25 protein-coding genes, 2 pseudogenes and 1 riboswitch are annotated in these 26,882 nt (G+C 71.3%); of the genes and pseudogenes, 19 read left to right on the top strand and 8 right to left on the bottom strand.

What is annotated here, in order from left to right:
* Window positions 1-963: pseudogene (locus ACWCRB_RS19765) on the top strand (alpha-ketoacid dehydrogenase subunit beta); the annotation flags it as partial.
* Entirely contained in the window at window positions 940-2,037 is a 1,098-nt protein-coding gene (locus tag ACWCRB_RS19760) for a dihydrolipoamide acetyltransferase family protein (RefSeq protein ID WP_450997294.1), read from the top strand. The pseudogene ACWCRB_RS19765 and the gene ACWCRB_RS19760, both read left to right, overlap by 24 nt.
* A gap of 19 nt (window positions 2,038-2,056) precedes the next feature.
* Here ACWCRB_RS19760 and ACWCRB_RS19755 read toward each other — a convergent pair whose 3' ends face one another.
* From ACWCRB_RS19755 to ACWCRB_RS19745, 3 genes are read right to left on the bottom strand one after another with little or no spacing between them, the layout of a single operon-like run.
* Window positions 2,057-3,091, bottom strand: coding sequence for a zinc-dependent alcohol dehydrogenase (locus ACWCRB_RS19755; protein ID WP_450997276.1), 1,035 nt, complete (start codon window positions 3,089-3,091; stop codon window positions 2,057-2,059).
* A complete protein-coding gene (locus ACWCRB_RS19750) occupies window positions 3,088-3,948 on the bottom strand; it encodes a fumarylacetoacetate hydrolase family protein (protein ID WP_450997275.1) in 861 nt (286 codons plus the stop codon). Before ACWCRB_RS19750 ends, ACWCRB_RS19755 begins: the two co-directional genes overlap by 4 nt.
* A gap of 57 nt (window positions 3,949-4,005) precedes the next feature.
* Window positions 4,006-4,836 (bottom strand): IclR family transcriptional regulator, encoded by an 831-nt coding sequence (locus tag ACWCRB_RS19745; protein WP_450997274.1) that lies wholly within the window; start codon window positions 4,834-4,836, stop codon window positions 4,006-4,008.
* A 57-nt stretch (window positions 4,837-4,893) separates the two neighbouring features.
* Here ACWCRB_RS19745 and ACWCRB_RS19740 point away from each other — a divergent pair, with 57 nt between their 5' ends.
* From ACWCRB_RS19740 to ACWCRB_RS19710, 7 genes are all read left to right on the top strand, one after another.
* Window positions 4,894-6,606 (top strand): IlvD/Edd family dehydratase, encoded by a 1,713-nt coding sequence (locus tag ACWCRB_RS19740; RefSeq protein ID WP_450997273.1) that lies wholly within the window; start codon window positions 4,894-4,896, stop codon window positions 6,604-6,606.
* A gap of 89 nt (window positions 6,607-6,695) precedes the next feature.
* On the top strand, window positions 6,696-7,694 hold the full coding sequence (paaA, locus tag ACWCRB_RS19735; RefSeq protein WP_450997272.1) for a 1,2-phenylacetyl-CoA epoxidase subunit PaaA: 999 nt from the start codon (window positions 6,696-6,698) through the stop codon (window positions 7,692-7,694).
* Window positions 7,691-7,999 carry a 1,2-phenylacetyl-CoA epoxidase subunit PaaB gene (gene paaB / locus ACWCRB_RS19730; RefSeq protein ID WP_450997271.1) on the top strand — a complete coding sequence of 103 codons (309 nt, stop codon included), beginning with the start codon at window positions 7,691-7,693 and terminating at the stop codon, window positions 7,997-7,999. The genes paaA and paaB overlap by 4 nt, the downstream gene beginning before the upstream one ends.
* Window positions 8,000-8,009: 10 nt before the next feature.
* Window positions 8,010-8,837 carry a 1,2-phenylacetyl-CoA epoxidase subunit PaaC gene (paaC, locus tag ACWCRB_RS19725; RefSeq protein ID WP_450997270.1) on the top strand — a complete coding sequence of 276 codons (828 nt, stop codon included), beginning with the start codon at window positions 8,010-8,012 and terminating at the stop codon, window positions 8,835-8,837.
* Window positions 8,831-9,337 carry a 1,2-phenylacetyl-CoA epoxidase subunit PaaD gene (paaD, locus tag ACWCRB_RS19720; protein ID WP_450997269.1) on the top strand — a complete coding sequence of 169 codons (507 nt, stop codon included), beginning with the start codon at window positions 8,831-8,833 and terminating at the stop codon, window positions 9,335-9,337. Before paaC ends, paaD begins: the two co-directional genes overlap by 7 nt.
* Entirely contained in the window at window positions 9,337-10,446 is a 1,110-nt protein-coding gene (gene paaE / locus ACWCRB_RS19715) for a 1,2-phenylacetyl-CoA epoxidase subunit PaaE (RefSeq protein WP_450997268.1), read from the top strand. The genes paaD and paaE overlap by 1 nt, the downstream gene beginning before the upstream one ends.
* 53 nt (window positions 10,447-10,499) lie before the next feature.
* Window positions 10,500-10,922, top strand: a complete 423-nt coding sequence (locus tag ACWCRB_RS19710) for a ferredoxin (RefSeq protein ID WP_450997267.1) — start codon at window positions 10,500-10,502, stop codon at window positions 10,920-10,922.
* Between the two features lie 24 nt (window positions 10,923-10,946).
* On the opposite strand, the gene ACWCRB_RS19705 is transcribed toward ACWCRB_RS19710, so the two are convergent.
* Complete coding sequence (locus ACWCRB_RS19705) at window positions 10,947-11,540, bottom strand: histidine phosphatase family protein (RefSeq protein WP_450997266.1); 594 nt, start codon at window positions 11,538-11,540, stop codon at window positions 10,947-10,949.
* Between the two features lie 135 nt (window positions 11,541-11,675).
* A riboswitch (cobalamin riboswitch) is annotated at window positions 11,676-11,808 on the top strand.
* Between the two features lie 37 nt (window positions 11,809-11,845).
* On the opposite strand from ACWCRB_RS19705, the gene ACWCRB_RS19700 reads away from it, so the two are divergent.
* The 4 genes from ACWCRB_RS19700 (at window position 11,846) to ACWCRB_RS19685 (ending at window position 14,378) form a co-directional block, all read left to right on the top strand.
* Window positions 11,846-12,067, top strand: a complete 222-nt coding sequence (locus tag ACWCRB_RS19700; protein ID WP_369029652.1) for a CbtB domain-containing protein — start codon at window positions 11,846-11,848, stop codon at window positions 12,065-12,067.
* Between the two features lie 25 nt (window positions 12,068-12,092).
* A complete protein-coding gene (locus ACWCRB_RS19695; RefSeq protein ID WP_450997265.1) occupies window positions 12,093-12,869 on the top strand; it encodes a CbtA family protein in 777 nt (258 codons plus the stop codon).
* A gap of 158 nt (window positions 12,870-13,027) precedes the next feature.
* A complete protein-coding gene (locus ACWCRB_RS19690; RefSeq protein WP_450997264.1) occupies window positions 13,028-14,206 on the top strand; it encodes an acyl-CoA dehydrogenase family protein in 1,179 nt (392 codons plus the stop codon).
* A 25-nt stretch (window positions 14,207-14,231) separates the two neighbouring features.
* Window positions 14,232-14,378, top strand: a complete 147-nt coding sequence (locus ACWCRB_RS19685) for a nuclear transport factor 2 family protein (protein WP_450997263.1) — start codon at window positions 14,232-14,234, stop codon at window positions 14,376-14,378.
* Between the two features lie 82 nt (window positions 14,379-14,460).
* Here the strand turns inward: ACWCRB_RS19685 and ACWCRB_RS19680 are convergent.
* Both ACWCRB_RS19680 and ACWCRB_RS19675 read right to left on the bottom strand, forming a co-directional pair.
* Window positions 14,461-14,930: pseudogene (locus ACWCRB_RS19680) on the bottom strand (ABC transporter ATP-binding protein); the annotation flags it as partial.
* Window positions 14,931-15,048: 118 nt separating this feature from the next.
* Window positions 15,049-15,597, bottom strand: coding sequence for a TetR/AcrR family transcriptional regulator (locus ACWCRB_RS19675; RefSeq protein WP_450997262.1), 549 nt, complete (start codon window positions 15,595-15,597; stop codon window positions 15,049-15,051).
* A 90-nt stretch (window positions 15,598-15,687) separates the two neighbouring features.
* Between ACWCRB_RS19675 and ACWCRB_RS19670 the strand changes: the two genes are divergently transcribed.
* Window positions 15,688-16,383, top strand: coding sequence for an alpha/beta hydrolase (locus tag ACWCRB_RS19670; RefSeq protein ID WP_450997261.1), 696 nt, complete (start codon window positions 15,688-15,690; stop codon window positions 16,381-16,383).
* A 105-nt stretch (window positions 16,384-16,488) separates the two neighbouring features.
* On the opposite strand, the gene rraA is transcribed toward ACWCRB_RS19670, so the two are convergent.
* Entirely contained in the window at window positions 16,489-16,971 is a 483-nt protein-coding gene (gene rraA / locus ACWCRB_RS19665; protein ID WP_405539889.1) for a ribonuclease E activity regulator RraA, read from the bottom strand.
* Between the two features lie 346 nt (window positions 16,972-17,317).
* On the opposite strand from rraA, the gene ACWCRB_RS19660 reads away from it, so the two are divergent.
* The 3 genes from ACWCRB_RS19660 (at window position 17,318) to ACWCRB_RS19650 (ending at window position 22,205) form a co-directional block, all read left to right on the top strand.
* On the top strand, window positions 17,318-18,115 hold the full coding sequence (locus tag ACWCRB_RS19660; RefSeq protein ID WP_450997293.1) for an oxygenase MpaB family protein: 798 nt from the start codon (window positions 17,318-17,320) through the stop codon (window positions 18,113-18,115).
* Between the two features lie 57 nt (window positions 18,116-18,172).
* Window positions 18,173-20,407 carry a tetratricopeptide repeat protein gene (locus tag ACWCRB_RS19655; RefSeq protein WP_450997260.1) on the top strand — a complete coding sequence of 745 codons (2,235 nt, stop codon included), beginning with the start codon at window positions 18,173-18,175 and terminating at the stop codon, window positions 20,405-20,407.
* A gap of 211 nt (window positions 20,408-20,618) precedes the next feature.
* A complete protein-coding gene (locus ACWCRB_RS19650; RefSeq protein WP_450997259.1) occupies window positions 20,619-22,205 on the top strand; it encodes a phytoene desaturase family protein in 1,587 nt (528 codons plus the stop codon).
* A 19-nt stretch (window positions 22,206-22,224) separates the two neighbouring features.
* Here ACWCRB_RS19650 and ACWCRB_RS19645 read toward each other — a convergent pair whose 3' ends face one another.
* The gene (locus tag ACWCRB_RS19645; RefSeq protein ID WP_450997258.1) at window positions 22,225-24,009 is read right to left on the bottom strand and encodes a serine hydrolase; all 1,785 of its coding nucleotides are present in this window, start codon (window positions 24,007-24,009) and stop codon (window positions 22,225-22,227) included.
* A gap of 84 nt (window positions 24,010-24,093) precedes the next feature.
* On the opposite strand from ACWCRB_RS19645, the gene ACWCRB_RS19640 reads away from it, so the two are divergent.
* Both ACWCRB_RS19640 and ACWCRB_RS19635 read left to right on the top strand, forming a co-directional pair.
* On the top strand, window positions 24,094-25,221 hold the full coding sequence (locus ACWCRB_RS19640) for an NAD(P)H-dependent flavin oxidoreductase (RefSeq protein ID WP_450997257.1): 1,128 nt from the start codon (window positions 24,094-24,096) through the stop codon (window positions 25,219-25,221).
* Entirely contained in the window at window positions 25,218-26,768 is a 1,551-nt protein-coding gene (locus ACWCRB_RS19635) for an acyl-CoA synthetase (RefSeq protein ID WP_450997256.1), read from the top strand. Before ACWCRB_RS19640 ends, ACWCRB_RS19635 begins: the two co-directional genes overlap by 4 nt.
* Window positions 26,769-26,882: the final 114 nt, after the last annotated feature.

The raw sequence follows: 26,882 nt of genomic DNA, 5'->3' as shown, positions 1-26,882 counted from the left end.
ATGACCGCCACCGCGATGGCACAGGCCCTCAACACCGCCCTGCGGGACGCCCTCGACGCGGACGAACGCGTCGTCGTCTTCGGTGAGGACGTCGGCAGGCTCGGCGGTGTCTTCAGGGTCACCGACGGGCTCGCCGACACCTTCGGCGACCGCCGATGTTTCGACACCCCGGTCGCGGAGGCGGGCATCGCCGGGCTCGCCGTCGGTATGGCGATGGCAGGTTTCCGGCCGGTGGTGGAGATGCAGTTCGACGCGTTCGCCTATCCGGCGTTCGAACAGATCGCCTCCCACGTCGCCAAGTTCCGCAACCGCACCCGTGGCGCCCTCCCCCTGCCCATGGTCGTCCGCATCCCGTACGGCGGCGGCATCGGCGGAGTCGAGCACCACAGCGACTCCAGCGAGGCCTACTACGCGCACACGGCCGGCCTGAAGGTCGTCACCCCCGCGACGGCCGGGGACGCGTACTCCCTCCTGCGGGAGGCCATCGAGGACCCGGACCCGGTGGTCTTCCTGGAACCCAAGCGCCACTACTGGACCAAGGAGGACATCCAACTCCCCTTCCGCGCCGAGCCGTTCGGCACGGCGGCGATCCGCCGCCCCGGAACCGACGCCACCCTCGTCGCGTACGGCCCGTCGGTCGCCGTAGCCCTCGCGGCAGCCCGGGAAGCCGCAGCCGAGGGCCTCGACGTGGAGGTCCTCGACCTGCGCACCCTCGTCCCGCTCGACGACGCCACGCTCACCGCGTCCGTACGACGCACCGGCCGCTGCCTGGTGGTCCACGAGTCGCAGGGCTTCGCCGGCGTCGGCGCCGAGATCGCGGCCCGGGTCCAGGAGCGCTGCTTCGACGCGCTGCGCGCACCGGTGCTGCGTGTCACCGGCCTCGACATCCCGTATCCGCCGCCGTTGCTGGAGCACGCCCATCTGCCGGGCGTGGACCGGGTGTTGGCGGGACTGCGCCGCTTGCTGCCGGTCGGCGGCCAGGGCGTACGGCGGCCGATACCGGTGTCCTCCTCCGCCGAGCCGACCACCGAGCAGCGGACCTTCCTGCTGCCGGACCTGGGCGAGGGGCTGGCGGAGGCCGAGGTGCTGGAGTGGACGGTCGCCGTGGGCGACACCGTCACCCACGACCAGACCGTCGTCGAGGTCGAGACGGCCAAGTCCGTCGTCACCCTTCCGAGCCCCTACGCCGGAACGGTGACTGCTCTGCACTGCCTCGCAGGCGAGGTCGTCAAGGTCGGGGCACCGCTGCTGTCTGTGGCGGAGGTGGAGCCGGTGTCCGAGGAGGACTCGGGCGCGGTACTGACCGGGTACGGGACGGGCGGGGCGCGACGGGTCACCATGAACGGCGTGGCGCCGACCGAGGAGACCGGAATCGGCGCGACGAAGACCGTCCAAGAGCCGGGGCTCCGCATCCCGTTGGACGCGTCCGCCGAGAAGTTCGTCCGCGCCCACCGGGACACGCCCGCCGTCACGATCTGGGCGGACGCCGACGCCACCGCCCTGCTCGCCGCCCGCGACACACACGGCACGGGCCTCCTGCCGCTGCTGGCCAGGGCCTGTCTCGCCGCGCTCGCCGTCTTCCCCGCACTGAACGCCCGTATAAACGAAGCCTGTTCGGAGATCGTCCGGTTGCCGCAGGTGCACCTCGGCTTCGCCGCGCAGACCGACGAGGGCCTGGTCGTCCCAGTCGTACGGGACGCCGACCGGCTGCCTATGGACGACCTCGCCACCGAACTTCGCCGCCTCACCGACTTGGCCCGGCGCGGCGAACTCCGCGCCGGACACCGGACCGGCGGCACGTTCACCCTCAACAACTACGGGGTGTTCGGTGTGGACGGCGCCACCCCGATCCTCAACCACCCCCAGACGGCCATGCTCGGCATCGGCCGCCTCGTCGAACGCCCCTGGGCGGTGGACGGCCGGGTGGAGGTGCGCAAGGTCGTCCACCTGTCGCTGACCTTCGACCACCGCGTCTGCGACGGTGGCACCGCGGCCGGTTTCCTCCGCCACGTCATCGACGGCATCACCGCACCCTGAACCTGCCCGACGAACGGGCTCACCCCAGGCGCGGGTCCACATGGAACTTCGGTCCAGGACCCGCGCCCGCCGGACGCTCACCCGCGAGGATCGCCCCGACCTGATCCAGACCCACCGTCGCGGCGACCAGCGGCCTCGGATCGACCGAACCCTCGGCGTACGCGCGGATGGTGGCGTCGAGACCGGGGGAGGCGGACAGGACGCCGACCGCGGTGACGTCCTTGAGGACGAGCGTGCGGGTGTCGATGCGGCTCGGTGTGCCGGACAGACCGATGTAGACGACACGGCCCGCCGGTTCGACCAACTGGAGGGCCAGATCGGGGAGATGGGCCGCGTTGGAGGCGTCCACGACGGCGTCGTACGGCAGATCCGGGACGGAGTCCTCCCGCCAGGTGTGCTCGAAGCCCAGCTCGCGGGCGAAGGCCAGCGAGCTGTCGGTCGCGCCCATCAGGTGGACCTCCGCTCGGGCGGCGCGGGCGAACATAGCGACCAACAGCCCGATCGTGCCCGGACCGAGGACCAACGCCCGGTCGCCGGGTCGTAGTTCGGCTGCCTGGGTGGCGCGCAGGGCGTTGCCCCCGGGCTCGACCAGCGCACCCAGCACCGAGTCGACGGAGTCCGGCAGGACGTGCAACGAGGAGACAGGCACCGCGAGTTGCTCCGCCAGGGCACCGGCCCGCCCACCACGGATGCCGACCTCCTGCCGTTTCTCGCACACATGCTGAGCGCCCCGCCGACAGCGTCGGCAGACACCGCAGCCGAGCATCGTGTCGCCCATGACCCGGCGGCCGATCCACCCGGGGTCGACACCGTCGCCGACCGCCGCCACCCGCCCCGACCACTCGTGGCCGAGGCGCATCGGATAGGAGGAGTGGCCCTGGTGGAGGTAGGCCATCGCCCCGGTGTGGAACTCCATGTCGGTACCGCACACGCCGACCCGCTCGACATCGACGACGACCTCGCCGGGCACCGCCACCGGGGCAGGCACCTCCTGGACCTCGTACTTCCCGGGTGCCGTCAGGACGAACGCGCGTATGAGACGGCGGGCGTTCACCGGGGGCCGAGCACGCGCTGGCGCTGGCTGCCGAGGCCGGTGATGCCGAGTTCCATGACGTCGTCCGCCTGGAGATACACGGGCGGCTTGAGGCCCATACCGACGCCGGGCGGGGTACCGGTGTTGATCAGGTCACCGGGCTCCAGGACGAGGAACTGACTCAGGTAGTGCACGATGAAGTACGGGTCGAAGACCATGGTCTTGGTGTTGCCGTTCTGACGGCGGACACCGTTGACGTCGAGCCACATGTCGAGCGCGAGGACGTCGTCGATCTCGTCGGTGGTGGCCAGCCAGGGGCCCGCCGGGTTGAAGGTCTCGGCGGACTTGCCCTTCGCCCACTGCCCGCCCCGCTCCAACTGGAAGGCGCGCTCGCTCACGTCGTTGACGACCACATACCCGGCGATGGCGTCCCGCGCCTCCTCGACCGAGCCGAGATAGCTCGTGCGGCGGCCGATCACGATGCCCAGCTCCACCTCCCAGTCCGTCTTGGAGGACCCGCGCGGAATGCGTACGTCGTCGTTCGGGCCGACGAGCGTGTTGGGCGACTTGGTGAACAGGATCGGCTCGTCCGGCACCGCCATCCCGCTCTCGGCCGCGTGGTCACGGTAGTTGAGCCCGATGCACAGGATCTGGTGCGGACGGGCGATCGGGGCGCCGATCCGCTCCCCGGCGAACCGGGTCACCTGCCCGGCGGCCGTCCGCTCGGCCACGACGGGACGGACACGGTCGAGGCCGCCCGACCCGAAGAACGCCTCGTCGAAGTCGGTGACGGTGTCGGAGAGGTCGACGTACGTCTCGTCGTCGACGCGGGCGACGGGCTTCTCGGCGCCCGCGGCACCGATGCGCATGAGGTACATGGGGTCAGTCTCCAGTTCGACCGGTAGGGCGGTGTGGACGGGGGTTCTGCTGGTGGCTCATCGGTGCGGCTCGCCCAAGGGGCCGAGCAACTCCCGGATTTCGTCGACTGCTTCGACCAGAGTGCGCAGCGGCGTCCGGTACGTGAGCGCGCTGACGCTCACCGCGCCGGAGGGAGTCGTCGGAGAGGTCGCGTACACGGGCAGGGCGAGGCAGTTGACGCCCGCCTCGTTCTCCTGGTCGTCCACGGCGTACCCCAGGTCGCGGGTGACACGCAGGTCCTCGTACAGGTCGGCGGCCGTGGACAGCGTCCGAGGCGTGTGACGGACCAGGGGCGTCTCGCCGATCCACGCCTCGACCTCCGCCACCGACGTCAACCGGTGGGCGAGCAGCGCCTTTCCGACGGCGGTGGCATGGGCGGGATTCCGGCCACCCACTGTCGACGTGAGCCGGACGGCACCCTCCGGCGGATCGACCTTGGCGCGGTAGACGACCTCGCGGCCGTCGAGGACCGCGTAGTGCGCCGTCTCGCCGAACCGGTCGGCCAGCGCGTCGAGCACGGGACGCATCCGGACGTGCTCGGGGCGGTCCTCGTGATGGGCGAAGGCCATCCGCAGGAACTCGTCACCCAGGACGTAGCGACCTCGGGCGCCCTGGTCGGCCAGTCCGGCCCGCCGCAGGGCTCCCAGCGCCCGGTGCACGGTCGGCTTGGGGCTGCCGACCACCCGGGTCAGCTCCTCGAGACCCACGCCGTCGGGGTACCGCGCCAGCTCCTTGAGGACGGCGAGCACCCGGTCCGACCCCACGAGCCGCGCGGCGTCACCGTCGCCACCGGCGACTTCCTCGGTCACGGGGGCTGACGGGCCGTCGTGCATCTGCCTATGCTCCATTGCTCCATGAGGTTCCGAAGAGTAGACCACTAATCCAATTACTGGAAAAGGTCGACGGTGAAGCTTCGCAGCGCACAGTGGTACGAGGGGCAGGGCCGCAACGCCTACATCCACCGGGCCTGGATGCGCCGGGGCACACCGGACGACGCCTTCACCGGCAGACCGCAGATCGCCATCGCCAACACCGCCTCGGACCTCACCCCCTGCAACGCGCATCTGAACGAGGTAGCCGCCTCCGTCCGCAACGGTGTGTACGAGGCCGGGGGCATCCCCCTGGACCTGCCGGTCGTGTCGCTGGGGGAGACCCAGGTACGGCCCACCGCCATGCTCTGGCGGAACATGGCCGCGATGGCCACCGAGGAGATGCTGCGGGCCAACCCGATCGACGGCGTCGTGCTGCTGGGCGGCTGCGACAAGACGATCCCGTCGCTGCTCATGGCCGCCGCCTCGGTGGACCTGCCCGCGGTGGTCGTCCCCGGCGGGCCGATGCTGACCGGGACCTTCCGGGGTACGCCGCTGGGCTGCGGGACCGATGTGTGGCGGCTGTCGGAGGAGGTACGGGCCGGCACGCTCTCCCAGGGGCAGTTCACCCGGTCCGAGTCGGCGATGATCCGCAGCCGCGGGCACTGCAACACCATGGGCACCGCCTCGACGATGGCCCTGGTCGCCGAGGCGCTGGGCACGGTCGTGCCCGGGGTGGCCGGTACTCCGGCGCCCGACAGCCGCCTGCTGGAGGCGGCCCACGGCACGGGCAGGCTGGCGGTGGACATGGTCGCCGCCGACCGCCGTCCGGGCACCTTCCTGACCAAGGCGTCCTTCCGCAACGCCATCGTCGCCCTGGCCGCCATCGGAGGATCGACCAACGCCGTCGTGCACCTGCTGGCCATCGCGGGACGCCTGGGCATCGACCTGTCGCTCGACGACTTCGACCGGATCGGCTCCCGCGTCCCCGTCCTGGTGGACCTCCAGCCCGCCGGCCGCTTCCTCATGGAGGACTTCCACCGCGCCGGAGGCCTGTCCGCCGTCCTGCGCGAGGTCCGTGACCTGCTCGATCCCGACGCGCTCACGGTCACCGGGGAACCGCTGGTGAACCATCTCGACGATGCGCCGATCTGGGACGCCGAGGTCATCCGTACCCGCGAGAAACCGCTGGTCGCGGAGGGCGGTATCGCGGTCCTGCGCGGCAACCTCGCCCCCGACGGAGCGCTGATCAAGCCCGCGGCGGCCTCCGCGCACCTGCTGCGCCACCGGGGTCCGGCGGTCGTCTTCGACTCGATCGAGGACTTCCACGCCCGTATCGACGACCCGGACCTCGACGTGGACGCCGACTCCGTGCTCGTCCTGCGCGGCTGCGGGCCCAAGGGCTACCCGGGCATGCCCGAGGTGTCCAACATGCCCTTGCCGAAGAAACTGCTCGAACAGGGCGTCCGTGACATGGTCCGGGTCTGTGACGGCCGGATGAGCGGCACCGCCTACGGCACCGTCGTCCTGCACGTGGCCCCGGAGGCGGCGGCAGGCGGCCCGCTCGCCCTCGTCCGCACCGGTGACGTCATCGACCTGGACGTCGAGGCCCGGCGCCTGGACGTCGACGTACCCGCCGAGGAACTCGCCCGCAGGACCCCCAACGCGGCCACCGTCACCGGCTTCGCCAACCCCCGGCGCGGCTGGGAACGCCTGTACGTCGACCACGTACAGCAGGCCGACACGGGCGCCGACCTGGACTTTCTCATCGGGTCCAGCGGCTCGGAGGTGAGCCGGGAGTCGCACTGACGGGAGCCCCGCGAGAGACGGCTTGTGCGGGCGCGGAAAAGTCGTCACACTGGGTACCGAACGAATGGTCGGTTGGGGAGCGGGTAGCGATGACGACGACACACTCCGCCGCCTCGGACACGGGCGGTGCCGCGGAGACTGCCGAGGGGCCGCTCGGTGAGCACTTCGAGGCGACGATCGCGCGGGACCGGCGGATCGAGCCGCGCGACTGGATGCCCGAGGGCTACCGGAAGACGCTGATCCGGCAGATCGCCCAGCACGCGCACTCGGAGATCATCGGCATGCAGCCGGAAGGCGAGTGGATCGCCCGTGCGCCCTCGCTGCGCCGCAAGGCCATCCTCTTCGCGAAGGTCCAGGACGAGGCCGGGCACGGCCTGTACCTGTACTCGGCCGCCGAGACACTCGGCGCCGACCGCGCGGACCTCACCGAGCGGCTCATCGAGGGCCGCCAGAAGTACTCGTCGATCTTCAACTACCCCACGCTGAGCTTCGCCGACGTCGGCGTGATCGGCTGGTTCGTCGACGGCGCGGCGATCTGCAACCAGGTACCCCTGTGCCGCAGTTCGTACGGGCCCTACGCGCGCGCGATGGTGCGCATCTGCAAGGAGGAGTCCTTCCACCAGCGGCAGGGCTACGAGCTGCTGATGACGATGATGCGCGGTACGGAGGCACAGCGGGAGATGGTCCAGGACGCCGTCGACCGCTGGTGGTGGCCCTCCCTGATGATGTTCGGCCCGCCCGACGACGCCTCGCCCAACTCCGCGCAGTCCATGGCCTGGAAGATCAAGCGGCACACCAACGACGAACTGCGCCAGCGCTTCGTCGACATGACCGTCCCGCAGGCCGACAAGCTCGGCGTGACCCTGCCCGACCCGGAACTGCGCTGGAACGAGGAGCGCGGACACCACGACTTCGGCACCCCGGACTGGGACGAGCTGATGCGCGTCATCAAGGGCGGCGGCCCCTGCAACACGGAACGGGTCGCGCGGCGCCGGACCGCACACGAGGACGGCGCCTGGGTCCGTGAGGCGGCCACCGCGCACGCCGCCAAGCAGCGCGCGCGGACCGCGAAGGAGGCAGTGGCATGAGCGAGGGGACGTCTTCGAACTCTTCGAACGAGTGGCCGCTGTACGAGGTGTTCGTGCGCGGCAAGCGCGGCCTGAACCACGTCCACGTGGGCTCGCTGCACGCGGCCGACGACCGGATGGCACTCACCCACGCGCGGGACCTGTACACGCGGCGCAACGAAGGCGTGAGCATCTGGGTGGTGCGCTCCGAGCACATAGCCGCCTCCTCGCGCGACGAGAAGGACCCGTTCTTCGCCCCCAGCGCCGACAAGGTCTACCGCCACCCGACCTTCTACGACATCCCCGACGACGTCCCGCACATCTGAAGGAGAGGGCATGAGTGACGACCACGTCTACATGACCCTCGCGGAGGGGCACGACGACGACACCCGCTGGGCCTATGGCACCGGCTTCGAGGACCCCCTGCACGGGGTCGACACCACCGTGCCCGAGGGCGTCGACCGCGGCGAACTGGCCGCCCTCTGCCTGGTGTTGGCCGACGACGCCCTGGTCTCGGCCCAGCGACTCGGCGAGTGGGTGACCCGAGCCCCCGAACTGGAGGAGGAGGTGGCCCTGGCCAACATCGGCCTCGACCTCCTCGGCCAGGCGCGCCTGCTCTACTCCCGGGCCGGCCAGGTCGACGGCACAGGCCGCGGCGAGGACGCCTACGCCTACTTCCGGGACGCCGACGAGTTCCGCAACGTACGCCTGGCCGAGCTCCCGGGCGGGGACTTCGCGTTCTCGATCGTGCGACTGCTGGTGCTCTCCAGCTGGCGGCTCGCGCACTTCGAGCGGCTGGCGTCGCACCCCGACCCCGTGCTCGCGGCCATCGCCGCGAAGGGCGCGAAGGAGCTGGCCTACCACCGGCAGTACGCCGCCGAGTGGGCGGTGCGCCTGGGGGACGGCACGGACGAGTCGCATCGGCGGATCCGCCGGGCCCAGGAGCAGGTCGCCCCGTACCTGGGTGAGTTGTTCACGGCGTACGACGTACGGGACGAGGTCGTCGTCGTCCTGCGTCAGGTCACCGACGCCGCCGGACTGCCCATGCCGGTGTACCGGCCGCTGCCCGGATCGGGCCGCGGCGGCGAGCACACCGAGCATCTCGCCCCGCTCCTTGCCGAGTTGCAGAGCGTGGCCCGCGCCCACCCGGAGGCGACATGGTGAGCACCCTGCTCGATGCCCGGCGCGCTCGGCGGATCGCCGCCCAGGTGCCGGACCCCGAGTTGCCCATGCTCACCCTGGCCGACCTGGGCGTTCTGCGGGGCGTCGAACTGACCGAGGACGGCACGGTCGTCGCGAGCCTGACGCCGACCTACTCCGGCTGCCCGGCGATGGCCGAGATGCGCGCCGCCGTCGCCGCCCGGCTACGGGCAGCGGGGTACGCGCGCGTGGAGATCCGTACCGTCCTCGATCCGCCCTGGACCAGCGACTGGATCACCCCGGCGGGCCGCCGCAAGCTCACCGAGCACGGCATCGCCCCGCCCGGCGCCGCACCCCACGGCCCGGTCGCCCTCTCGCTGCTGCCCACCCGCCGCACAGTGCCCTGCCCCCGCTGCGGCTCGGCGGACACGGAGGAGACCTCCCGGTTCGCCGCCACGTCCTGCAAGGCCCTGTGGCGCTGCCGCGCCTGCCGCGAGCCGTTCGAGTACGTCAAGGAGATCTGATGGCCGCGACCGTCTCCCCGGTCACCGTCCCGGCGGCAACAGCCCGTCGCCGCCCGGTCTTTCACGCCCTGAAGGTCACCCACGTACGACGGCTGTGCGCGGACGCCGTCACCGTCGGCTTCGAGGTGCCGGACGGCCTGGCCGCCGAGTACGCCTTCGCGCCCGGGCAGTCGCTCACCCTGCGCCGGGAGTTCGAGGGGCACGAGGAGCGGCGGTCGTACTCGATCTGCTCGCCGGCCGGCGAGCAGCCGCGCATCGGCGTACGGGTGGTGCCCGGCGGCCTGTTCTCGTCCTGGCTGGTCGACGAGGTGCGCCCCGGTGACGTGCTCGACGTGATGACCCCGACCGGCGCCTTCACCCCCGACCTGACCGCACCCGGCCGCCATGTCCTGATCGCGGCGGGCTCCGGCATCACCCCGATGATGTCGATCGCCGAGTCGATCCTGGCCGCCGACGACCGCTCACAGGTCACCCTCCTGTACGGCAACCGGCGTACGGACACCGTGATGTTCGCCGACGAACTCGCGGACCTGAAGGACCTGTACCGTACGCGCTTCCAGCTGGGGCACGTACTGTCGCGCGAACCGCGCGAGGCCGAGCTGTTCTCCGGCCGCCTGGACGCCGAACGGCTCACCGCGCTGCTCTCCGGCCTTGTCGACGTGCCCGGCACCGACCACTGGTGGCTGTGCGGACCGCACGGCATGGTCCGCGACGCCCAGCAACTGCTGGCCGAGTTGGGCGTGCCCGCGGGCCGCGTCCACCAGGAGCTCTTCTACGCCGACGATCAGCCGCTCCACGAGGTCCAGCACACGGACGCTGCGGTGGAGGGTCCGGTGAGCCGGGTCACGATCACCCTCGACGGCCGCTCCACGACGACCGCGCTGTCCCGGGAGACGACCGTCCTGGACGGGGCCGCCCGCACCCGCCCCGACCTGCCGTTCGCCTGCAAGGGCGGCGTCTGCGGCACCTGCCGGGCCCTGGTCACCTCGGGCGAGGCGGACATGCGCCGCAACTATGCCCTGGAACCCGCCGAGGTCGCCGCGGGCTACGTCCTGACCTGCCAGTCGTTCCCCGTCTCGGAGACCCTGACCGTCGACTACGACACCTGACCCGGAAGGGCATGGCCGGGTTTGTCGGGGCCGGTTGCGGCAACCCGATCGAAGTGACCCCTACGACTACGCATACGTCTTCGCCTTCGCAAGAGGAACTCTTCCGGTTCCTGGAGGACCGGTTCGTCTGCGCCCAGGCATGCACCGAGTGCGCACGGGCGGCCGCACTGCGCGCGAGCTACGTCGACCCGGACGGATCCGCCGACGACGCCCTCGCACGCCGCAAGGGCATCCTGTGCGCTGAAGTGTGCGACGCGACCTGCCGCCTGCTCTCCGAACAGGCACCCCAGGACGAGGCCGCGCTCCGCGTCCAACTGGATTGGTGCCGCACGGTCTGCCTGGAGACCGCCCAGATCCTCGACGACCACCTCGGAGCCGAGGACGCGTCGAAGGCATGCCGCGAGTGCGCACAGGCGTGCGCGGACTTCATCCGGACGCTGGGGACGCCGGGGGCCGTGCGCGACGGTGGCGCCTGAGAGAGCCCTCGTCCGGCACTCCCGCTACTCCTCGTACTCCCCGTGCGGCGCCCCGAGCCGCCACCCCACCCGTACGTTCCAGCGCCCCGCCCGACCACTCAACTCCGTTGCCGTCAACGGCGGAACGTCGATCCGCCAGAACGCCGACCCGGGCGCCCCCAGCACCCGTACCGTCACCGCCCGTACGACCTCCGGCTCGACGACCGCGACGGAGCGGCCCGCGACCTGGGCCGCCGTGTCGTCCAGCCAGCGTGCGACCCGGTCGCACAGCGCGTGGACCGACTCGCCGCCGTGCGGGGCCGACTGGGGGTCCGTCAGCCACTGGGCCAGCGCCTCGGGTTCCTTCTCCGTCACCTCGGTGAGGGTCGCACCGCGCCAGCGTCCCGCGTCCAGGCCGGCCGGGCCGGGGACGGACACGGAGTCGAGGCCCAGTGCCCGAGCCGTCTCCCGGCAGCGCGCGGTGGGGGAGACCCAGACCCGGGAGACCGGCGGCAGCGTCCCCGCCGCCGCCCGGGCGAGCCGCAGGCCCGACTCGTCCAGGGAACAGTCGTCGTCGAACCGGGCCTCCCGCAGGGCCGCGCTGATCGCCGGTGAGATCAACATCACTCGGCTCGTCATCCAATCGCTCCCGCGCTGCTCATTCCCGCCCCAATGTCGTTGTCATGTACGGAATTTGAGGCAGCGTACGGCGCACCGGAGCGCCGTACGCCGTCCCATGCGCCCTTGGCCGGATCCCCGCTTCGCGGTACGTTCTCGTCGATATTGACGACAGTTCGACGGAAGCCGGTGGGAATCCGGCACGGTCGCGCCACTGTAAGCCCCGTACGCACCCTGCCCGGTGCGGTCCGGGGGCAAGTCAGACCCGTGGCTGTCGTCCTCCGCACCACCGATACGGGACGCGAGTTCCCCCAGGAGGTCCTGTCATGGCACAGTCCGCCGTTCAGCCGACCGCTGCCCCCACCGCCGTACCCGCGAAGCTGCCGATCGGGGCGATCGCCCCCTGGGCGGTCTTCTTCGGCGTACTGATGCTGGTACTGCTCTACTTCGTCGGCGCCGAACAGGGCGCCACCTCCCTGGTGTCCGGCGAGGGCGTGCACGAATGGGTGCACGACGCCCGTCACCTCCTCGGCTTCCCCTGCCACTGACGACGACAGGGAAACGTACGAGCCGATGAACTCCACCACTGTCAGAAACCTCCTGGTCCGCGGCATGCTCGCGGGCCTTGTCGCGGGCGCGCTCGCCTGGGTCGTCGCCTACCTCCTGGCCGAGCCGCTCGTCGACGACGCCATCGCCTTCGAGGAGGCGCATGCCGCGCACGAGCACGGCGGCGAGGAACTCGTCTCCCGCGCCCTGCAGTCCACCGCGGGCCTGGGCACCGGTGTCCTCGTCTACGGCGTCGCGTTCGGCGGGATCGCCGCCCTCGCGTACTGCTTCGCGCTCGGCCGGGTCGGCCGCTTCGGGCCGCGCGCGACCGCGCTGCTCCTCGCGGGGGCCGGGCTGCTCGCCGTGTACGTCGTGCCGTTCCTCAAGTACCCCGCCAACCCGCCCGCCGTCGGCGACGAGAACACCCTCAACCAGCGCACCGCGCTGTTCTTCCTGATGGTCGCGCTGAGCGTGCTGCTGGCCGTCGGCGCGGTGATCCTGGGCAAGCGGCTCGCGCCGAGCCTGGGCAACTGGAACGCGACCCTCGCCGCGGGCGCCTTCTTCGTCCTGGCCGTCGGACTCGCGTACGCGTTCCTCCCGTCGTTCACCAACGAGGTCCCGGAAGGCTTCTCCGCGAGCCTGCTGTGGCAGTACCGCGTGGCGACCCTCGCCATCCAGACGACCATGTGGACCGCGTTCGGCCTGGTCTTCGGCCTGCTGGCGGAACGGCTGCTGGTGCCGAGGGCGACGGCGGCCGTCGGCGCGAGCGGCGCTGAGTCGCAGGCAACTCCTGTGGCGCACTGAGCAGTTCGCGGCTCCAGCCGTGAGGGGGTCCCGGACGTCCGGGACCCCCTCAGGCATGTGTGCACCCACCCGTACGCGCACCGCCATTCCCAATTTCTGGAACACGTTCTACCGTGTGCGCCGACAGGTCCGGCCCAGGGGAGCCAGCAGGAGGCGCCGTGCATCTCGAATACACGCCCGAGCAGCAGCGACTGCGCACCGAACTCCGTGCCTACTTCGCCGAGTTGGTGCCGGACCGCGCCTACTCGCGGTTCGGCGACCCGGCCGCCCAGAAGCGCTTCTACCGCGACACCATCCGCCGCCTCGGCGCCGACCGCTGGCTCGGCGTCGGCTGGCCGCAGGAGTACGGGGGACGCGGGCTGACCCCGATGGAACAGTTCATCTTCTTCGACGAGGCCGCCCAGGCGGGCGTACCGCTGCCGCTCATGGCGCTCAACACCGTCGGACCGACGATCATGCGGTACGGCAGTGACGAGCAGAAGACGTACTTCCTGCCGAAGATCCTGGCCGGTGAGATCGACTTCGCGATCGGCTACAGCGAGCCGGAGGCGGGCACCGACCTGGCCGCCCTGAAGACGCGCGCGGTACGGGACGGCGACGAGTACGTCGTCAACGGCCAGAAGATCTGGACGACGAACGGCGACACGGCGGACTGGGTGTGGCTCGCCGTCCGTACGGACCCGGACGCCCCGCCGCACAAGGGCATCACCATGCTCCTGATGCCGACCACCGACCCCGGCTACTCCTGCACCCTCATCCGCACCCTCGCCTCGCACGACACCACCGCCAGCTACTACGAGAACGTCCGCGTCCCCGTCGCCCACCGCGTCGGCGAGGAGAACCAGGGCTGGCGGCTGATCACCAACCAGCTCAACCACGAACGCGTCACCCTCGCCGCACACGGCACCATGGCCATCCGCTCGCTGCACGACGTACAGCGCTGGGCGATGGAGACGAAACTCGCCGACGGCCGCCGAGTCATCGACCTGCCCTGGGTGCGCCGCCGCCTCGCCCAGACCCACACCAGGCTCGACGCGATGAAACTCCTCAACTGGCAGATGGTGAACGCCGTCCAGGAAGGCACCCTCACCCCGCAGGACGCCTCCGCGGTCAAGGTGTACGGCTCCGAGGCCCGCCGCGAGGCCTACGCCTGGCTCCTGGAGATCGTCGCCGCCCCGGGCGCGCTGAAGGAGGGCTCGGCCGGCGAGATCCTCCACGGCGAACTGGAACGCGGCTACCGCTCGGCGGTGATCTTCACCTTCGGGGGCGGCAACAACGAGATCCAGCGGGAGATCATCTCGTGGATCGGGCTGGGGATGCCCAGGGTGCGCCGCTGACGGCGGCGAGAAGAACCTGGTGGCGGTGCACTACAAGAGGACGTACGACGCGACCGACCGCGGCGCCGCGCTCATGGACATCTTCCGGTTCGATAAGGGCCGGATCGTCGAGCACTGGGACGTCATCCAGGACATCCCGGAGACGTCGATCAACGACAACACCATGTACTGAGCAGCCGTTGCCGGAGGCCGGTCACAGGCCGTACATGGTGCGGAAGAACTGGTCGATCTCGCGGCGGGTGGGTGCGGGGCGGGGCCAGGGCGCGGGCGACGGCGACGCGCTGGCGCTGCCCGCCCGACAGCTCGCTCCGGCGCTGCGCGGCATGGTCCGCGAGCCCCACGAGCGACAGCAGCAGTTCGACGCGCTCCCGCCGCTCGCGCGGGTCCGCCCTTCGCAAGCGCAGCGGCACGCCCACGTTCTCGGCGGCCGTGAGGATGGGAATGAGCCGGAACGACTGGAAGACGAAGCCGATGCGCTCCCGGCGCAGCGCGAGGAGGGCGTCCTCATCCTGGTCCCGCAGCTGCAGCCCGTCGACGGTGACGTGTCCGCTGTCCGGCTCGTCCAGACCACCGACGATGTTGAGCAGGGTGGTCTTGCCCGAGCCCGAGCGTCCCTTGAGAGCGACGAGTCCCCCCGGGGGACCTCGAAGGAAACGCCACGCAGAGCATGGACGGCGCTGGCACCTCGACCGTACGACTTGTGCACATCCGCCACCTGCAGCATGGCTGCGGTCACCGCCTGCCCATCGCGCCCCCGTATGCTCCGCCGATTCCGCAGCGCGCCGGTCTCTCACCCGTCACCACAACCGGCCAAGCCTCCTGAACAGCTCACGGACACGTTCTCAGGCGCTGTCGATCGTGTTGAGGAAGTCATGGAAGGCCCGGTGTGTGCGTGGGGCGTCGCCGGTCGCGTCCAGGTCCATGAGGAGGCCGCGGATGACGGCGAGCACGACGGTGGCCAGCTCGGGGCGTCCGAGGCTGCGCATGCCAGCCTCGAGGGGCGCGAGCCAGTCGGTGGTCGCGGTCCGCCGGAAGCCTGGCCACAAGGGCTCGCCCGCGGTGTCGTGCAGTCGGCTGAACATACGGAGGTAGGGCTGGCCTTCCGGCCCGGAGATCGCGGACCAGGCGCGGGCGAGGGTCGTCGGGTAGGGCTCGTCGGGTCGCAGGCGTATCAGGTCGGTGAAGGCCTGGAGCTGGCGCTGCCGGGCCTGTCCGAGGATCTCGCGGAGCAGTCCGTCACGGGTTCCGAAGTGGTAGATCAGCATCCGGCTGGAGGTACCCGCGGCCGTGGCCAGCGGCTCCAGCCGGTCGGGGAGCCCGTGTTCGAGCGAGTAGTCGGTGCACGCGGCGAGCAGCCGCTCCCTGATCTGTGGCTGCCGCTGCCTGCCCATCGAGCCACTTTTTCACGTAATAACCAGTACGTCTAATGTCATTTAAGAGGCAAGCGAAGCTCGCGAGTGAAGGAAGACGAAGGGGTCGTGATGAGGGTCGTTTTCGTGCACGGGGCATGCGTCAGGGACGGATCGTGGTGGTGGCACCGAACCGGTGAGCTGCTGGCCGAGCGGGGTGTCCTCAGCGAGGCACCCGCCCTGCCGAGCTGCGGGGAGACGGGTGAGGCGGCGGGCGCGGGCGGACCCGGGCTGGCCGAGGACGTCGCCGCGGTCCGGGACGTACTGACCGCGAGCGACGAGCCGACCGTCGTGGTCGCCCACAGCTACGGCGGGATCGTCACCGCGGAGGCGGCTGCCGGCATCGACGCCGTGCACCACCTGCTGCTCGTGTCGAGCTACCTGCCCGAGGTCGGGCAGAGCCTCTCCGCGCTCGGCGGCGAGGAGCCCGCCCCGTTTCTCGACATCGATCCCGAGGCAGGCACCTTCACCGTCCGGCCCGATGCTCTGGCCGAGACCTTCCTCCAGGACTGCGATGAGCAGATCCAGCGGCAGGCCGTGGACAGGACGGCCCGGCAGAGCCTGGCGGTCCTCGAACAGCCGGTGAAGGCAGCGGCGTGGCGGCACGTGCCCTCGACGTACCTCGTCTGCGCCCAGGACAGAGGCACCCCCGCCGAACGGCAGCGCGAGTTCGCGGGCCGGGCGGGCAGCGTCGTGGAACTCGACGCGGGCCATCACCCGTTCCTGTCCCGGCCGGCCGCCGTACGCGAACTGATCCTCGGGCTGTGAACGCTCCGAAACCCCTTGTGGACTGCGGTGTACCGAAGGACTGACTGTCTTTCCGGCTCCGTGCCGCTGCCGATGCTCAGGGCCATGAGGGCGATGCGTGAGGTCCTACGGGAGGAGGACGATGCCGTCGTCGTCGGCGTGGAGCCGGTCGCCCGGGCGGAAGGTGACACCGCCGATGACGACGGGCACGTCGACCGCGCCCTCGGCGGCCTTGCTGCTCTTGCGCGGGATGGTGCCCAGGGCCTTGATGCCGAGTTCGAGGGTTGCGAGGGCGGCGGAATCGCGGACGGCTCCGTGCAGGACCAGACCGGCCCACCCGTTGTCCTGGGCGGCCCCGGCGATGAGGTCGCCGACCAGGGCGGTGCGCAGGGAGCCCTGGCCGTCGACGACGAGGACGTCGCCGTGGCCCGGGGTTCGCAGCAGGTCGCGCAGCAGGCCGTTGTCCTCGTGGCAGGAGACCGTGCGGACCGTGCCGGTGAAGGAGCGGTGGCCGCCGAACTGGCGGAACTGGAGGTCGCAGACGCGCAGTTCGGCGCCGTACTGGTCGACGAGGTCCGCGGTGGGCAGCGGGGCGGGGGAGTCGGGCATGAGAGGGAGTACGCCTTTCGGGCGGTCGGCTGCCGCGCTCACGTCGTGTCCGGCCGTCGGGACGGGAGGGGCGCGAGCGCGGCGGCCTGTTCGGGGGTAAGGGGACGGGTGGGGTGGCCGTGGAGTAGTAGGTAGGAGGAACAGTTTGCCTGTCTCCTCCGGTTCCCCGGCCGCGTGGGCGGCCTGCAGGAGGCCGTGATGACGGCCGTGGTTGGCGAGCAGAAGGGTGGCGTCGGTGAGGCGGACTAAGAGGTCGGCGGCCGGAAAGACCGGGCAAACTGGCCGCGTGGACGGCATATCCGCAGGCGACCCGGGGCTGTTCGGCCCAACTTCCGTGACCTGGCAGATGCATGGCGACCCCATGATGTGGGTCGCCGGAATCCGCGCGTTCTACCTCCAGGCGCTGCACCCGCGCGCGGTGGGCGGAGTCATGCAGAACTCGGACTTCCGGAAGGACGCCTGGGGCCGGCTGATGCGCACCGTGCACTTCCTCGCCACGACGACGTACGGGACCACGGAGGCGGCCGAGAAGGCGGGCGCCCGCGTACGGAAGATCCACAGCATGCTGTCCGCGGTCGACCCGGACACGGGGGAGCGGTACGGCGTCGGCGAACCCGGACTGCTGCTGTGGGTGCACTGCGCCGAGATCGACTCCTGTCTGCACGTACTGCGCCGCTCCGGATACCCGCTCACCGACGCCCACGCCGACCGGTACATCCGCGAACACCTGGTCAGCGCCCGGCTGGTGGGCCTCGACCCCGCCGACGTACCCGCGGACCGGGCCGAACTGGCCGCCTACTTCGACAAGGTCAGGCCCGAGCTGGCCGCCGGAGCCGACGCACACGAAGTTGACGACTTCCTGCTCCGTCCACCGACGCATCCCCTGCTCGTCCCGGCGCGTGAGGTGCTGTGGCGGCGCGTGGCGCAGCTGGCGTACGCCTCTCTGCCGCCGTACGCCCACGAGTTGTACGGCCGAGCCGCACCCGAACCACCCACCGTCACCCGGCAGTTACGTGCCACGGGCACCCTGCTGCGCTGCGTTCCCGCACGTGTGCGGTGGCAACTGCCGCCCAAACACATCCTGCGGGCCGTGTCACGGGTCGGCCCCGGCTCGCACCCCGCGCCGTACAAACTCGGACGATAGCTCGCCATACTGGACGGGCCAGGGGAGGGCGAACGGAACCGGGGGCGGCAGCAGGACATGGCGGACACCAGACTGATCCAGGGCCGGTACCGGCTGCTCGATCTGATCGGGCGCGGTGGCATGGGGGAAGTGTGGCGCGCTCGCGACGAGTCGCTCGGGCGGCAGGTCGCCGTGAAGTGCCTGAAGCCGCTCGGGCCGCACCACGACCACTCCTTCACCCGCGTCCTGCGGGAGCGCTTTCGGCGCGAGGCCCGGGTGGCCGCCGCGCTGCAGCACCGCGGGGTGACCGTCGTGCACGACTTCGGCGAGTCCGACGGGGTGCTCTATCTCGTCATGGAACTGCTGGAGGGGCGCAACCTGAGCCAGCTCCTGGAGGACAACAAGCATCATCCGCTGCCCGTCCCGGACGTCGTCGACATCGCCGACCAGGTCGCCGCCGCCCTCGCCTACACCCACCAACAGGGCATCGTCCACCGTGACTTGAAGCCCGCGAACATCATGCGGCTGACCGACGGTACGGTGAAGATCTGCGACTTCGGCATAGCGCGCCTCGGTCATGACATCGGCTTCACCTCCCGGCTCACCGGCACCGGAATCGCGATGGGCACCCCGCACTACATGTCGCCGGAGCAGATCAGCGGGGGCGAGGTCGACCAGCGCAGCGACCTGTACTCCTTCGGGTGCGTGCTCTACGAACTGGCCACCGGGGTACCGCCGTTCGACCTCGACGACGCCTGGGCGGTGCTCGTCGGACACCGCGACACCCCGCCCGAGCCGCCGCGCAACCACCGCTCCGAGGTGCCCGAGTTCCTGGAGCGGGTCATCCTCGCCCTCCTCGCCAAGCTTCCGGACGAACGTCCGCGCGACGCACGGGAGTTGGCCCGCCGGATCAGCGCGGGCCGGGCCACCCCGCTGTATGTGCCGACCCTCGTCACCCCGCGGCCCCAGCTCCCGCCTCCCGAGCCCGCCGCCTGTGAACCCCGGCTGCCGTCCTGGACCCGGGGCATGACCACCGGCCACAAGGCGACCGGCGCCGGGCTCGACACCACACCCCCGGACCCGGCGGCCGGCCTCACCGGCGACTGGATCGCCCGCCCGGCCACCGGCCGCCCCGAGGAACCCGTACCGCAGCTGCCGCCCGCCCCCTCGCCCCAGACGCTCAACGCGCTGGCCGGACGGCACAACGCGGGCCTGAGCCTGGGGCGCCTCGGCCGCTGGGCCGAGGCCGGCGAGGTGCACCGCGCGGTCGCCGCCGAACGCGAGCACGTCCTCGGTCCCGCCCACCCCGAGACCCTCGCCAGCCGCTACGAGGTCGGCTTCACCCTCAGCCGCACCGGCCGCGCCGCCGACGCCCTGCGCGAATACACCCACGTGGCGCGAGAGCGGGAGCGGGTCCTGGGCGCCGAACACCCGGACACTCTCGCCGCCCGACAGGAAATGGCGTACGTCCTGGGGCAGTTGGGCCGCCACTTCGAGGCCCACCAGACCTACACGACCGTACTGGCCGCCCGGGAGCGCACGATGGGCACCGACCATCCGGACACCCTGCGCTGCCGCCACAACCTCGCCTTCAACCTGAGCCGTCTGGGACGCCTGGAGGACTCGTACCGCATGGCCTGCGAGGTGGCGACGGCACGCGCCCGCGTGCTCGGCGCGGCCCATCCCGACACCCTGGTCACGCAGTACGAAGTCGCCTACGCGCTCGGCCAGTTGGGGCGCTGGCCGGAGGCCCTGGCGACCTACCAGGAGGTCGCCGAGGCACGCGCCCAGGCCCTCGGCCCCGATCACCCCGACACGCTCGCCGCCCGCTACGAGGTCGGCATCAGCCTCGGACGGCTCGGCCGCAGCGCGGAGGCCCTCAAGCTGTACCGCGACCTGATCGACGACCGCACCCGAGTCAACGGCCCCGCGCACCCCGAGACCCTGCGCGCTCGGCACGGACTCGGCGTCAACCTCGGCCGGCTCGACCGCTGGGAGGAGGCGCTCGCCGAGTCGCGCGACGTGTGCGCGATCCGCGAACGGGTTCTGGGCGCCGACCACCCGGACACCCTGGTCAGCCGCCGCGAGGTGGCCGTCGGCCTGGGGTGGCTCGGCCGCTGGCCCGACGCCCTGACCGAGTACCGGCGGGTCGCCACGTCCCGCGAGCAGGTACTGGGCGCCGACCATCCCGACACCCTCGCCAGCCGCAACGACGAGGCGCACTGTCTGGAGCAGCTGGGGCGGGGGGTCGAGGCGGTCGAGTTGTATCGGAGGGTGGCTGTGCTGCGGCAGCAGAGGGCCTCCGGCCACTGAGAAGTACCGCCAGGCGTTGTCGGTTCGCTGCGGCGCCGTCGTGGCTGGTCGCGCAGTTCCCCGCGCCCCTAAGGGGCGCGGCAGAGCCGCACATCGACAAAGCCCGCGCCCTCTTGGGCCCGCGCCCTCTTGGGCCCGCGCCCTCTTGGGGCTGCGGCCCCTCGGCCGTACAGCTCTGGCCGGGGTGGATCATCACGTGTTAACAAGAACCATGCCCGCATCCGAGCGCCCCGACCGACACGACGTCCGCGACCGATACGACGCGGTGATCGTCGGTGGTGGCCACAACGGCCTCGTCGCCGCCGCCTACCTGGCCCGGGCCGGGAAGTCCGTGCTGGTTCTGGAGCGGCTGGCCGGTACCGGCGGCGCTGCCGTGTCGACGCGCCCGTTCGCCGGGGTCGACGCCCGGCTGTCGCGCTACTCCTACCTGGTCAGCCTGCTGCCCCGGAAGGTCGTGCGCGATCTCGACCTGGACTTCCGGGTGCGCGGGCGCACCGTCTCCTCGTACACCCCCGTGGAACGGGACGGCCGCGCCACCGGACTCCTCGTCGGCGGCGGCGAGCGCCGTACCCGCGAGGCCTTCGCTCGCCTCACCGGAGGGGAGCGCGAGTACGAGTCCTGGCAGCGTTTCTACGCCATGACCGGCCGCGTCGCCGAAAAGGTGTTCCCCACCCTCACCGAGCCGCTGCCCACCCGCGACGAACTCCGCCGCCGCGTCGACGACGAGGGCGCCTGGCGCACCCTCTTCGAGGAGCCCATCGGCGCCGCCGTCGAGGCGAACTTCACCGACGACCTCGTACGGGGCGTCGTCCTCACCGACGCCCTGATCGGCACCTTCGCCGACGCCCACGACCCCTCCCTCCGGCAGAACCGCTGCTTCCTCTACCACGTCATCGGCGGCGGCACCGGCGCCTGGGACGTGCCCGTGGGCGGCATGGGCGCCCTCACCGACGCGCTGGCCGGCGCCGCCCGGAACGCGGGCGCGGTCCTCGCCACCGGTCACGAGGTCGTACGGGTCGACACGGACGGCCGCGCCGCCGAGGTGACGTACCGGACGGCCGACGGGGAGGGCACGGTCGGCGCCCGGCACGTCCTGGTGAACGCCTCGCCGCAGGAACTCGCCGCGTTGACGGGCGGCACACCGCCGAGCCCCGCCGAGGGCGCCCAGCTCAAGGTGAACATGCTGCTCACCCGGCTGCCGAGGCTCAAGGACACGTCCGTCGACCCGCGCGAGGCGTTCGCCGGGACCTTCCACATCGCCGAGGGGTACGAGCAACTGGCCGCCGCCCACGCTCAGGCGACGGCCGGTGAACTGCCCGCCGCGCCACCGTCCGAGATCTACTGCCACTCGCTCACCGACCCCACGATCCTCGGCCCCGACCTCGTCGAGCGGGGCTACCAGACACTGACCCTGTTCGGCCTGCACACGCCCGCACGCCTGTTCGCCCGCGACAACGACGCCGTCCGCGACGAACTGCTGAAGTCGACCCTCGCCCAGCTCGACGCCCACCTCGCCGAACCCCTCGCGGACTGCCTCGCCACCGACGCCGACGGCCGCCCCTGCATCGAGGCGAAGACCCCGCTCGACCTGGAACGCGACCTGCGGCTGCCCGGCGGCAACATCTTCCACCGCGATCTGACCTGGCCGTACGCCCAGGAGGACACCGGGCGTTGGGGAGTGGAGACCGGGCACACCAACGTCCTGCTGTGCGGGGCGGGCGCGGTGCGCGGGGGCGGCGTGAGCGGGGTACCGGGGCACAACGCCGCCATGGCCGTGCTGGAGGCGGACGAGGGCTGAGCGCTGGGCGGGTACGGGGTCAGTTCGTGCTCGCCGTCCAGCCCACCGCCTCGATGCGGGCCGCGTCCGCCGGGCGTCTCTCGTCGAAGGCGACCGCGTCATCGCTGCGTACAGTCAGGCCGTCGACGTACGCTCCACGGCCGACGTACAGCCGGTCGGTCGTGTACCGCCAGCGGAGGATCAGGGCCGGCGCGGTCGGCAGGTCCGCCGACAGGCCGTGCCAGACACGCCCCGACCAGCCGGTGACCGAACCCGTCGGATGCTCCTGGGGGTCGTTGTCACCCCGCGCTGTCGTCGTGAAGGGGACCGGCTGCCAGGTCGTGCCTCCGTCGGTCGAGGACTCCAGGAACAGGGCGTCCGACTGCGGCTCGGTGTCCCACCAAAGGGCGCAGCACAGGCGGGAGTTGGCGGTGGTGGCGAGAGGCGGGAGCGTGAGCGTCGCCGTCGTCGTGCTCGCCATGCCGGAGAACCAGGCCGTGCGTCCGTGACGTGGGCGGACCGGTACCGCGCGGGCCAGGTTGTTCGCGGCGGCGACCCGGGGCGCGGAACCGGAGCGCCAACTGCGCACGGGATGCACGGAGTTGCCGAGGACGACGAGGAAGGAGTCGGTCGACGGGTCGAGGACCAGCGAGGTGCCGGTGAAGCCGGTGTGCCCTGCGGTGCTGGGCGTGGCCATCGCGCCCATGTACCAGTGCTGGTAGAGCTCGAAGCCGAGCCCGTGCTCGTCCCCGGGGAACGCGGTGTTGAAGTCGGTGAACATCAGCTCGACCGAGGCCGCCGACAGGATGCGCGCCCTGCCGTACGCGCCGCCGTTGAGCAGCGTACGGCCGAGCACGGCCAGGTCCCAGGCCGACGAGAAGACACCGGCATGGCCGGCCACCCCGCCGAGGCTGAACGCGTTCTCGTCGTGCACCTCGCCCCACACCAGGCCCCGGTTCAGCCCCGACCAGGGCGCGCGGGCGTCCTCGGTGGCGGCGATCGTCGGTTTCCAGGAGGCGGGCGGGTTGTAGCGCGTGCGGTGCATGCCGAGCGGAGCGGTGATCTCGTCGTGGAGCAGTGTGTCCAGAGGCGTGGAGGTGATCTTCTCCAGGACCAGTTGGAGCGAGATCAGATTCAGGTCCGAGTAGAGGTACTTGGTGCCCGGTGGGTTCAGCGGCGCCTGGTTCCAGATGAGTTCGAGCTTCTGCTCGTACGTCGGCGCGTTGTAGAGCGGGATCCATGCACGGAATCCCGAGGTGTGCGTGAGAAGTTGACGGATCGTCATGTCCTGCTTGCCTGCCCGCGCGAACTCCGGCAGATACGCGGCGACCTTCCCCTCCAACTCCAGTGCGCCCCGCTCCAGTTGCTGCACGGCCAGGATCGACGTGAACAGCTTGGAGACCGAGGCGAGGTCGAAGACGGTGTCCTCCGTCATCGGGATCTGCTCGGCGGCCGGGAACTCGACCCCGGTGTCCGCCTTCTCGTCGTACGCCGCGTAGCGCACCGCCATGCCGATCGGCTGATGCAGCGCCACGGTGCCGCCCCGCCCGGCGAGCAGGACCGCGCCCGCGTACCAGGGGTGGTTGGGGGAGGGGCCTAGGAACGCCTCGGCGTCCGTGACCAGTTGGCGCAGATGCTGGGGGAGGAGGCCCGCTTGAGCGGGTGAGCCGGGGCGCAGGGTCGGGTGTTGGCCCGTTGGTGTGGGAGTGGCTGCGGCCGGGCTCATCGGGAAGGAGGCGAAGGTCAGGGCGCCGCCCAAGGCCAGTGTGCGTCTGGCGAGCTGACGACGCGTCAATCCCTGTCCGTCCGTTGCGTCTTCTGTCATTGGGGGAGCCTCCCACAGTCAAGAATCTGACGGTGTATCAGAAAAGGTCTTCCCTCGTCCGGAGGACTGCGGCATCCTGCGGCCATGCAGACGGAGCTGAGCAGGAAACTGGGAATCGAGCACGCCGTCTTCGGCTTCACGCCGTTCCCCGCCGTCGCCGCGGCCATCAGCCGGGCCGGCGGTTTCGGGGTGCTCGGCGCGGTCCGCTACACGGCGCCGGACGACCTCAAACGCGACCTGGACTGGATCGAGGCGCACGTCGAGGGCCGGCCGTACGGGCTGGACGTCGTCATGCCCGCCCGGAAGGTCGAGGGGGTCACCGAGGCGGAGGTCGAGGCGATGATCCCCGAGGGGCACCGCCAGTTCGTCCGGGACACCCTGGCCAAGTACGGCGTGCCCGAGCTGGCGGAGGGTGAGGCGTCCGGGTGGCGGATCACGGGGTGGATGGAGCAGGTCGCGCGGACCCAGCTCGACGTGGCCTTCGACTACCCGATCAAGTTGCTCGCGAATGCCCTGGGGTCGCCGCCCGCGGATGTCGTGGCCCGCGCGCACGACCAGGATGTGCTGGTCGCCGCCCTCGCGGGCAGCGCCCGGCACGCGCGCAAGCACGCCGAGGGCGGTATCGACATCGTCGTCGCGCAGGGGTACGAGGCGGGCGGCCACACCGGCGAGATCGCCTCCATGGTGCTGACGCCCGAGGTCGTCGACGCGGTCGATCCGCTGCCGGTGCTCGCGGCCGGCGGTATCGGCAGCGGACGGCAGGTGGCCGCCGCGCTGGCCCTCGGTGCCCAGGGGGTCTGGCTGGGGTCCATGTGGCTGACCGTCACCGAGGCGGACATGCACTCGACCGCGCTCACCCAGAAGCTGCTCGCGGCCGGTTCCGGAGACACCGTCCGCTCCCGCGCCCTGACCGGTAAGCCGGCGCGTCAGCTGCGCACGGACTGGACCGATGCCTGGGACTCGGCCGATGGACCCGGCACCCTGCCGATGCCGTTGCAGGGTCTGCTCGTGGCCGAGGCGGTCTCGCGCATCCAGAAGTACGAGGTCGAGCCGCTCCTCGGCACGCCGGTCGGTCAGATCGTCGGCCGGATGAACAGTGAACGGAGCGTTCAGGCGGTCTTCGACGAGCTGACCAGCGGCTTCGAGGAGGCTGTGAACCGAGTCAACAGGATCGCGGGACGGAACGCCGACGGAAAGGGCGAACAGTCGTGAGCGAGGTTCACAACGGTTTCTGGGCGCAGGCCGCCGCCGACCCGGAGCGTACGGTCCTCATCGCGCCCGACGGCGGGGAGTGGACCGCTGGACGGCTGCACGCCGCTACCAACCAGCTCGTCCACGGTCTGCGCGCCGCAGGCCTCGAACGCGGTGACGCCTTCGCCGTCGTCCTGCCCAACGGCGTCGAGTTCTTCGTGGCGTATCTGGCAGCCGCCCAGGCCGGGTTCTATCTCGTCCCCGTCAACCACCACCTCGTCGGGCCCGAGATCGCCTGGATCGTCGCCGACTCCGGCGCCAAGGTGCTCATCGCGCACGAACGGTTCGCCGACGCGGCCCGCGCCGCCGCCGACGAGGCACAGCTCCCGGCGGAAAGGCGGTACGCGGTCGGGGAGGTCGACGGATTCCGCCCCTACGCCGAACTCCTGGACGGGCAGCCCGAGTCGGCGCCCGGCGACCGCACCCTCGGCTGGGTCATGAACTACACCTCGGGCACCACGGGCCGCCCGCGCGGCATCCGGCGCCCCCTGCCCGGCAAGCCGCCCGAGGAGGCCTACCTCGGTGGATTCCTCGGCATCTTCGGCGTCAAGCCGTTCGGCGGGAACGTGCACCTCGTCTGCTCGCCGCTCTACCACACGGCCGTACTCCAGTTCGCGGGCGCGTCCCTGCACATCGGGCACCGACTCGTCCTGATGGACAAGTGGACGCCGGAGGAGATGCTCCGCGTCATCGACGCCCACGGCTGCACGCACACCCACATGGTCCCCACCCAGTTCCACCGGTTGCTGGCACTGCCGGAGGACGTGCGGCGGACGTACGACGTGTCGTCCATGCGGCATGCCATCCATGGCGCCGCGCCCTGTCCCGACCATGTGAAACGGGCCATGATCGACTGGTGGGGCGACTGTGTGGAGGAGTACTACGCGGCCAGCGAGGGCGGCGGGGCGTTCGCGACCGCCGAGGACTGGCTGAAGAAGCCCGGCACGGTCGGCAAGGCCTGGCCGATCAGCGAACTCGCGATCTTCGACGACGACGGCAACCGGCTGCCGCCCGGCGAACTCGGCACCGTCTACATGAAGATGAGCACCGGCGCCTTCGCCTATCACAAGGACGAGAGCAAGACCCAGAAGAACCGCATCGGAGACTTCTTCACCGTCGGCGACCTGGGCCTCCTGGACGAGGACGGCTATCTCTTCCTCCGCGACCGCAAGATCGACATGATCATCTCGGGCGGGGTCAACATCTACCCCGCCGAGATCGAGGCCGCCCTGCTCGCCCACCCCGCCGTCGCCGACGCCGCCGCCTTCGGCATCCCGCACGACGACTGGGGCGAGGAGGTCAAGGCGGTCGTGGAAGCGGCGCCCGGACACCTGCCGGGACCCGACCTGGCCCACGAGATCCTCGGCCACTGCGCCCGCCAACTCGCCGGGTACAAGCGGCCGAAGAGCGTCGACTTCATCGACCGGATGCCGCGCGATCCCAACGGCAAGCTGTACAAGAGGCGGTTGCGGGACCCGTACTGGGAGGGCCGTACGCGGCCCGTGTGAGCGGTCGGGCGCCACGGACCGGTGCGGCCCCGCCCCGGGAACGGGACGGGGCCGCACCCCTCAGAGCGAAAGTGGGTGAGCCCCGGCCCCCCAAAACCCCCCCCAAGGGGGCCC

This window comes from Streptomyces sp. NPDC002156, assembly GCF_053593675.1.
This window is presented reverse-complemented; position numbering and strand designations above follow the sequence as displayed.

Bases quoted from the DNA above. Each gene is read 5' to 3' on its own strand.
- ACWCRB_RS19640 (WP_450997257.1), top strand. From the start codon at position 24,094: ATGCAGACGGAGCTGAGCAGGAAACTGGGAATCGAGCACGCCGTCTTC.
- paaA (WP_450997272.1), top strand. From the start codon at position 6,696: ATGACGACGACACACTCCGCCGCCTCGGACACGGGCGGTGCCGCGGAG.
- ACWCRB_RS19670 (WP_450997261.1), top strand. From the start codon at position 15,688: ATGAGGGTCGTTTTCGTGCACGGGGCATGCGTCAGGGACGGATCGTGG.
- paaD (WP_450997269.1), top strand. From the start codon at position 8,831: ATGGTGAGCACCCTGCTCGATGCCCGGCGCGCTCGGCGGATCGCCGCC.
- ACWCRB_RS19650 (WP_450997259.1), top strand. From the start codon at position 20,619: ATGCCCGCATCCGAGCGCCCCGACCGACACGACGTCCGCGACCGATAC.
- ACWCRB_RS19700 (WP_369029652.1), top strand. From the start codon at position 11,846: ATGGCACAGTCCGCCGTTCAGCCGACCGCTGCCCCCACCGCCGTACCC.
- rraA (WP_405539889.1), bottom strand. From the start codon at position 16,971: ATGCCCGACTCCCCCGCCCCGCTGCCCACCGCGGACCTCGTCGACCAG.
- ACWCRB_RS19655 (WP_450997260.1), top strand. From the start codon at position 18,173: ATGGCGGACACCAGACTGATCCAGGGCCGGTACCGGCTGCTCGATCTG.
- ACWCRB_RS19645 (WP_450997258.1), bottom strand. From the start codon at position 24,009: ATGACAGAAGACGCAACGGACGGACAGGGATTGACGCGTCGTCAGCTC.
- ACWCRB_RS19705 (WP_450997266.1), bottom strand. From the start codon at position 11,540: ATGACGAGCCGAGTGATGTTGATCTCACCGGCGATCAGCGCGGCCCTG.
- paaB (WP_450997271.1), top strand. From the start codon at position 7,691: ATGAGCGAGGGGACGTCTTCGAACTCTTCGAACGAGTGGCCGCTGTAC.
- paaE (WP_450997268.1), top strand. From the start codon at position 9,337: ATGGCCGCGACCGTCTCCCCGGTCACCGTCCCGGCGGCAACAGCCCGT.
- ACWCRB_RS19750 (WP_450997275.1), bottom strand. From the start codon at position 3,948: ATGTACCTCATGCGCATCGGTGCCGCGGGCGCCGAGAAGCCCGTCGCC.
- paaC (WP_450997270.1), top strand. From the start codon at position 8,010: ATGAGTGACGACCACGTCTACATGACCCTCGCGGAGGGGCACGACGAC.
- ACWCRB_RS19745 (WP_450997274.1), bottom strand. From the start codon at position 4,836: ATGGAGCATAGGCAGATGCACGACGGCCCGTCAGCCCCCGTGACCGAG.
- ACWCRB_RS19660 (WP_450997293.1), top strand. From the start codon at position 17,318: ATGCATGGCGACCCCATGATGTGGGTCGCCGGAATCCGCGCGTTCTAC.
- ACWCRB_RS19675 (WP_450997262.1), bottom strand. From the start codon at position 15,597: ATGGGCAGGCAGCGGCAGCCACAGATCAGGGAGCGGCTGCTCGCCGCG.
- ACWCRB_RS19695 (WP_450997265.1), top strand. From the start codon at position 12,093: ATGAACTCCACCACTGTCAGAAACCTCCTGGTCCGCGGCATGCTCGCG.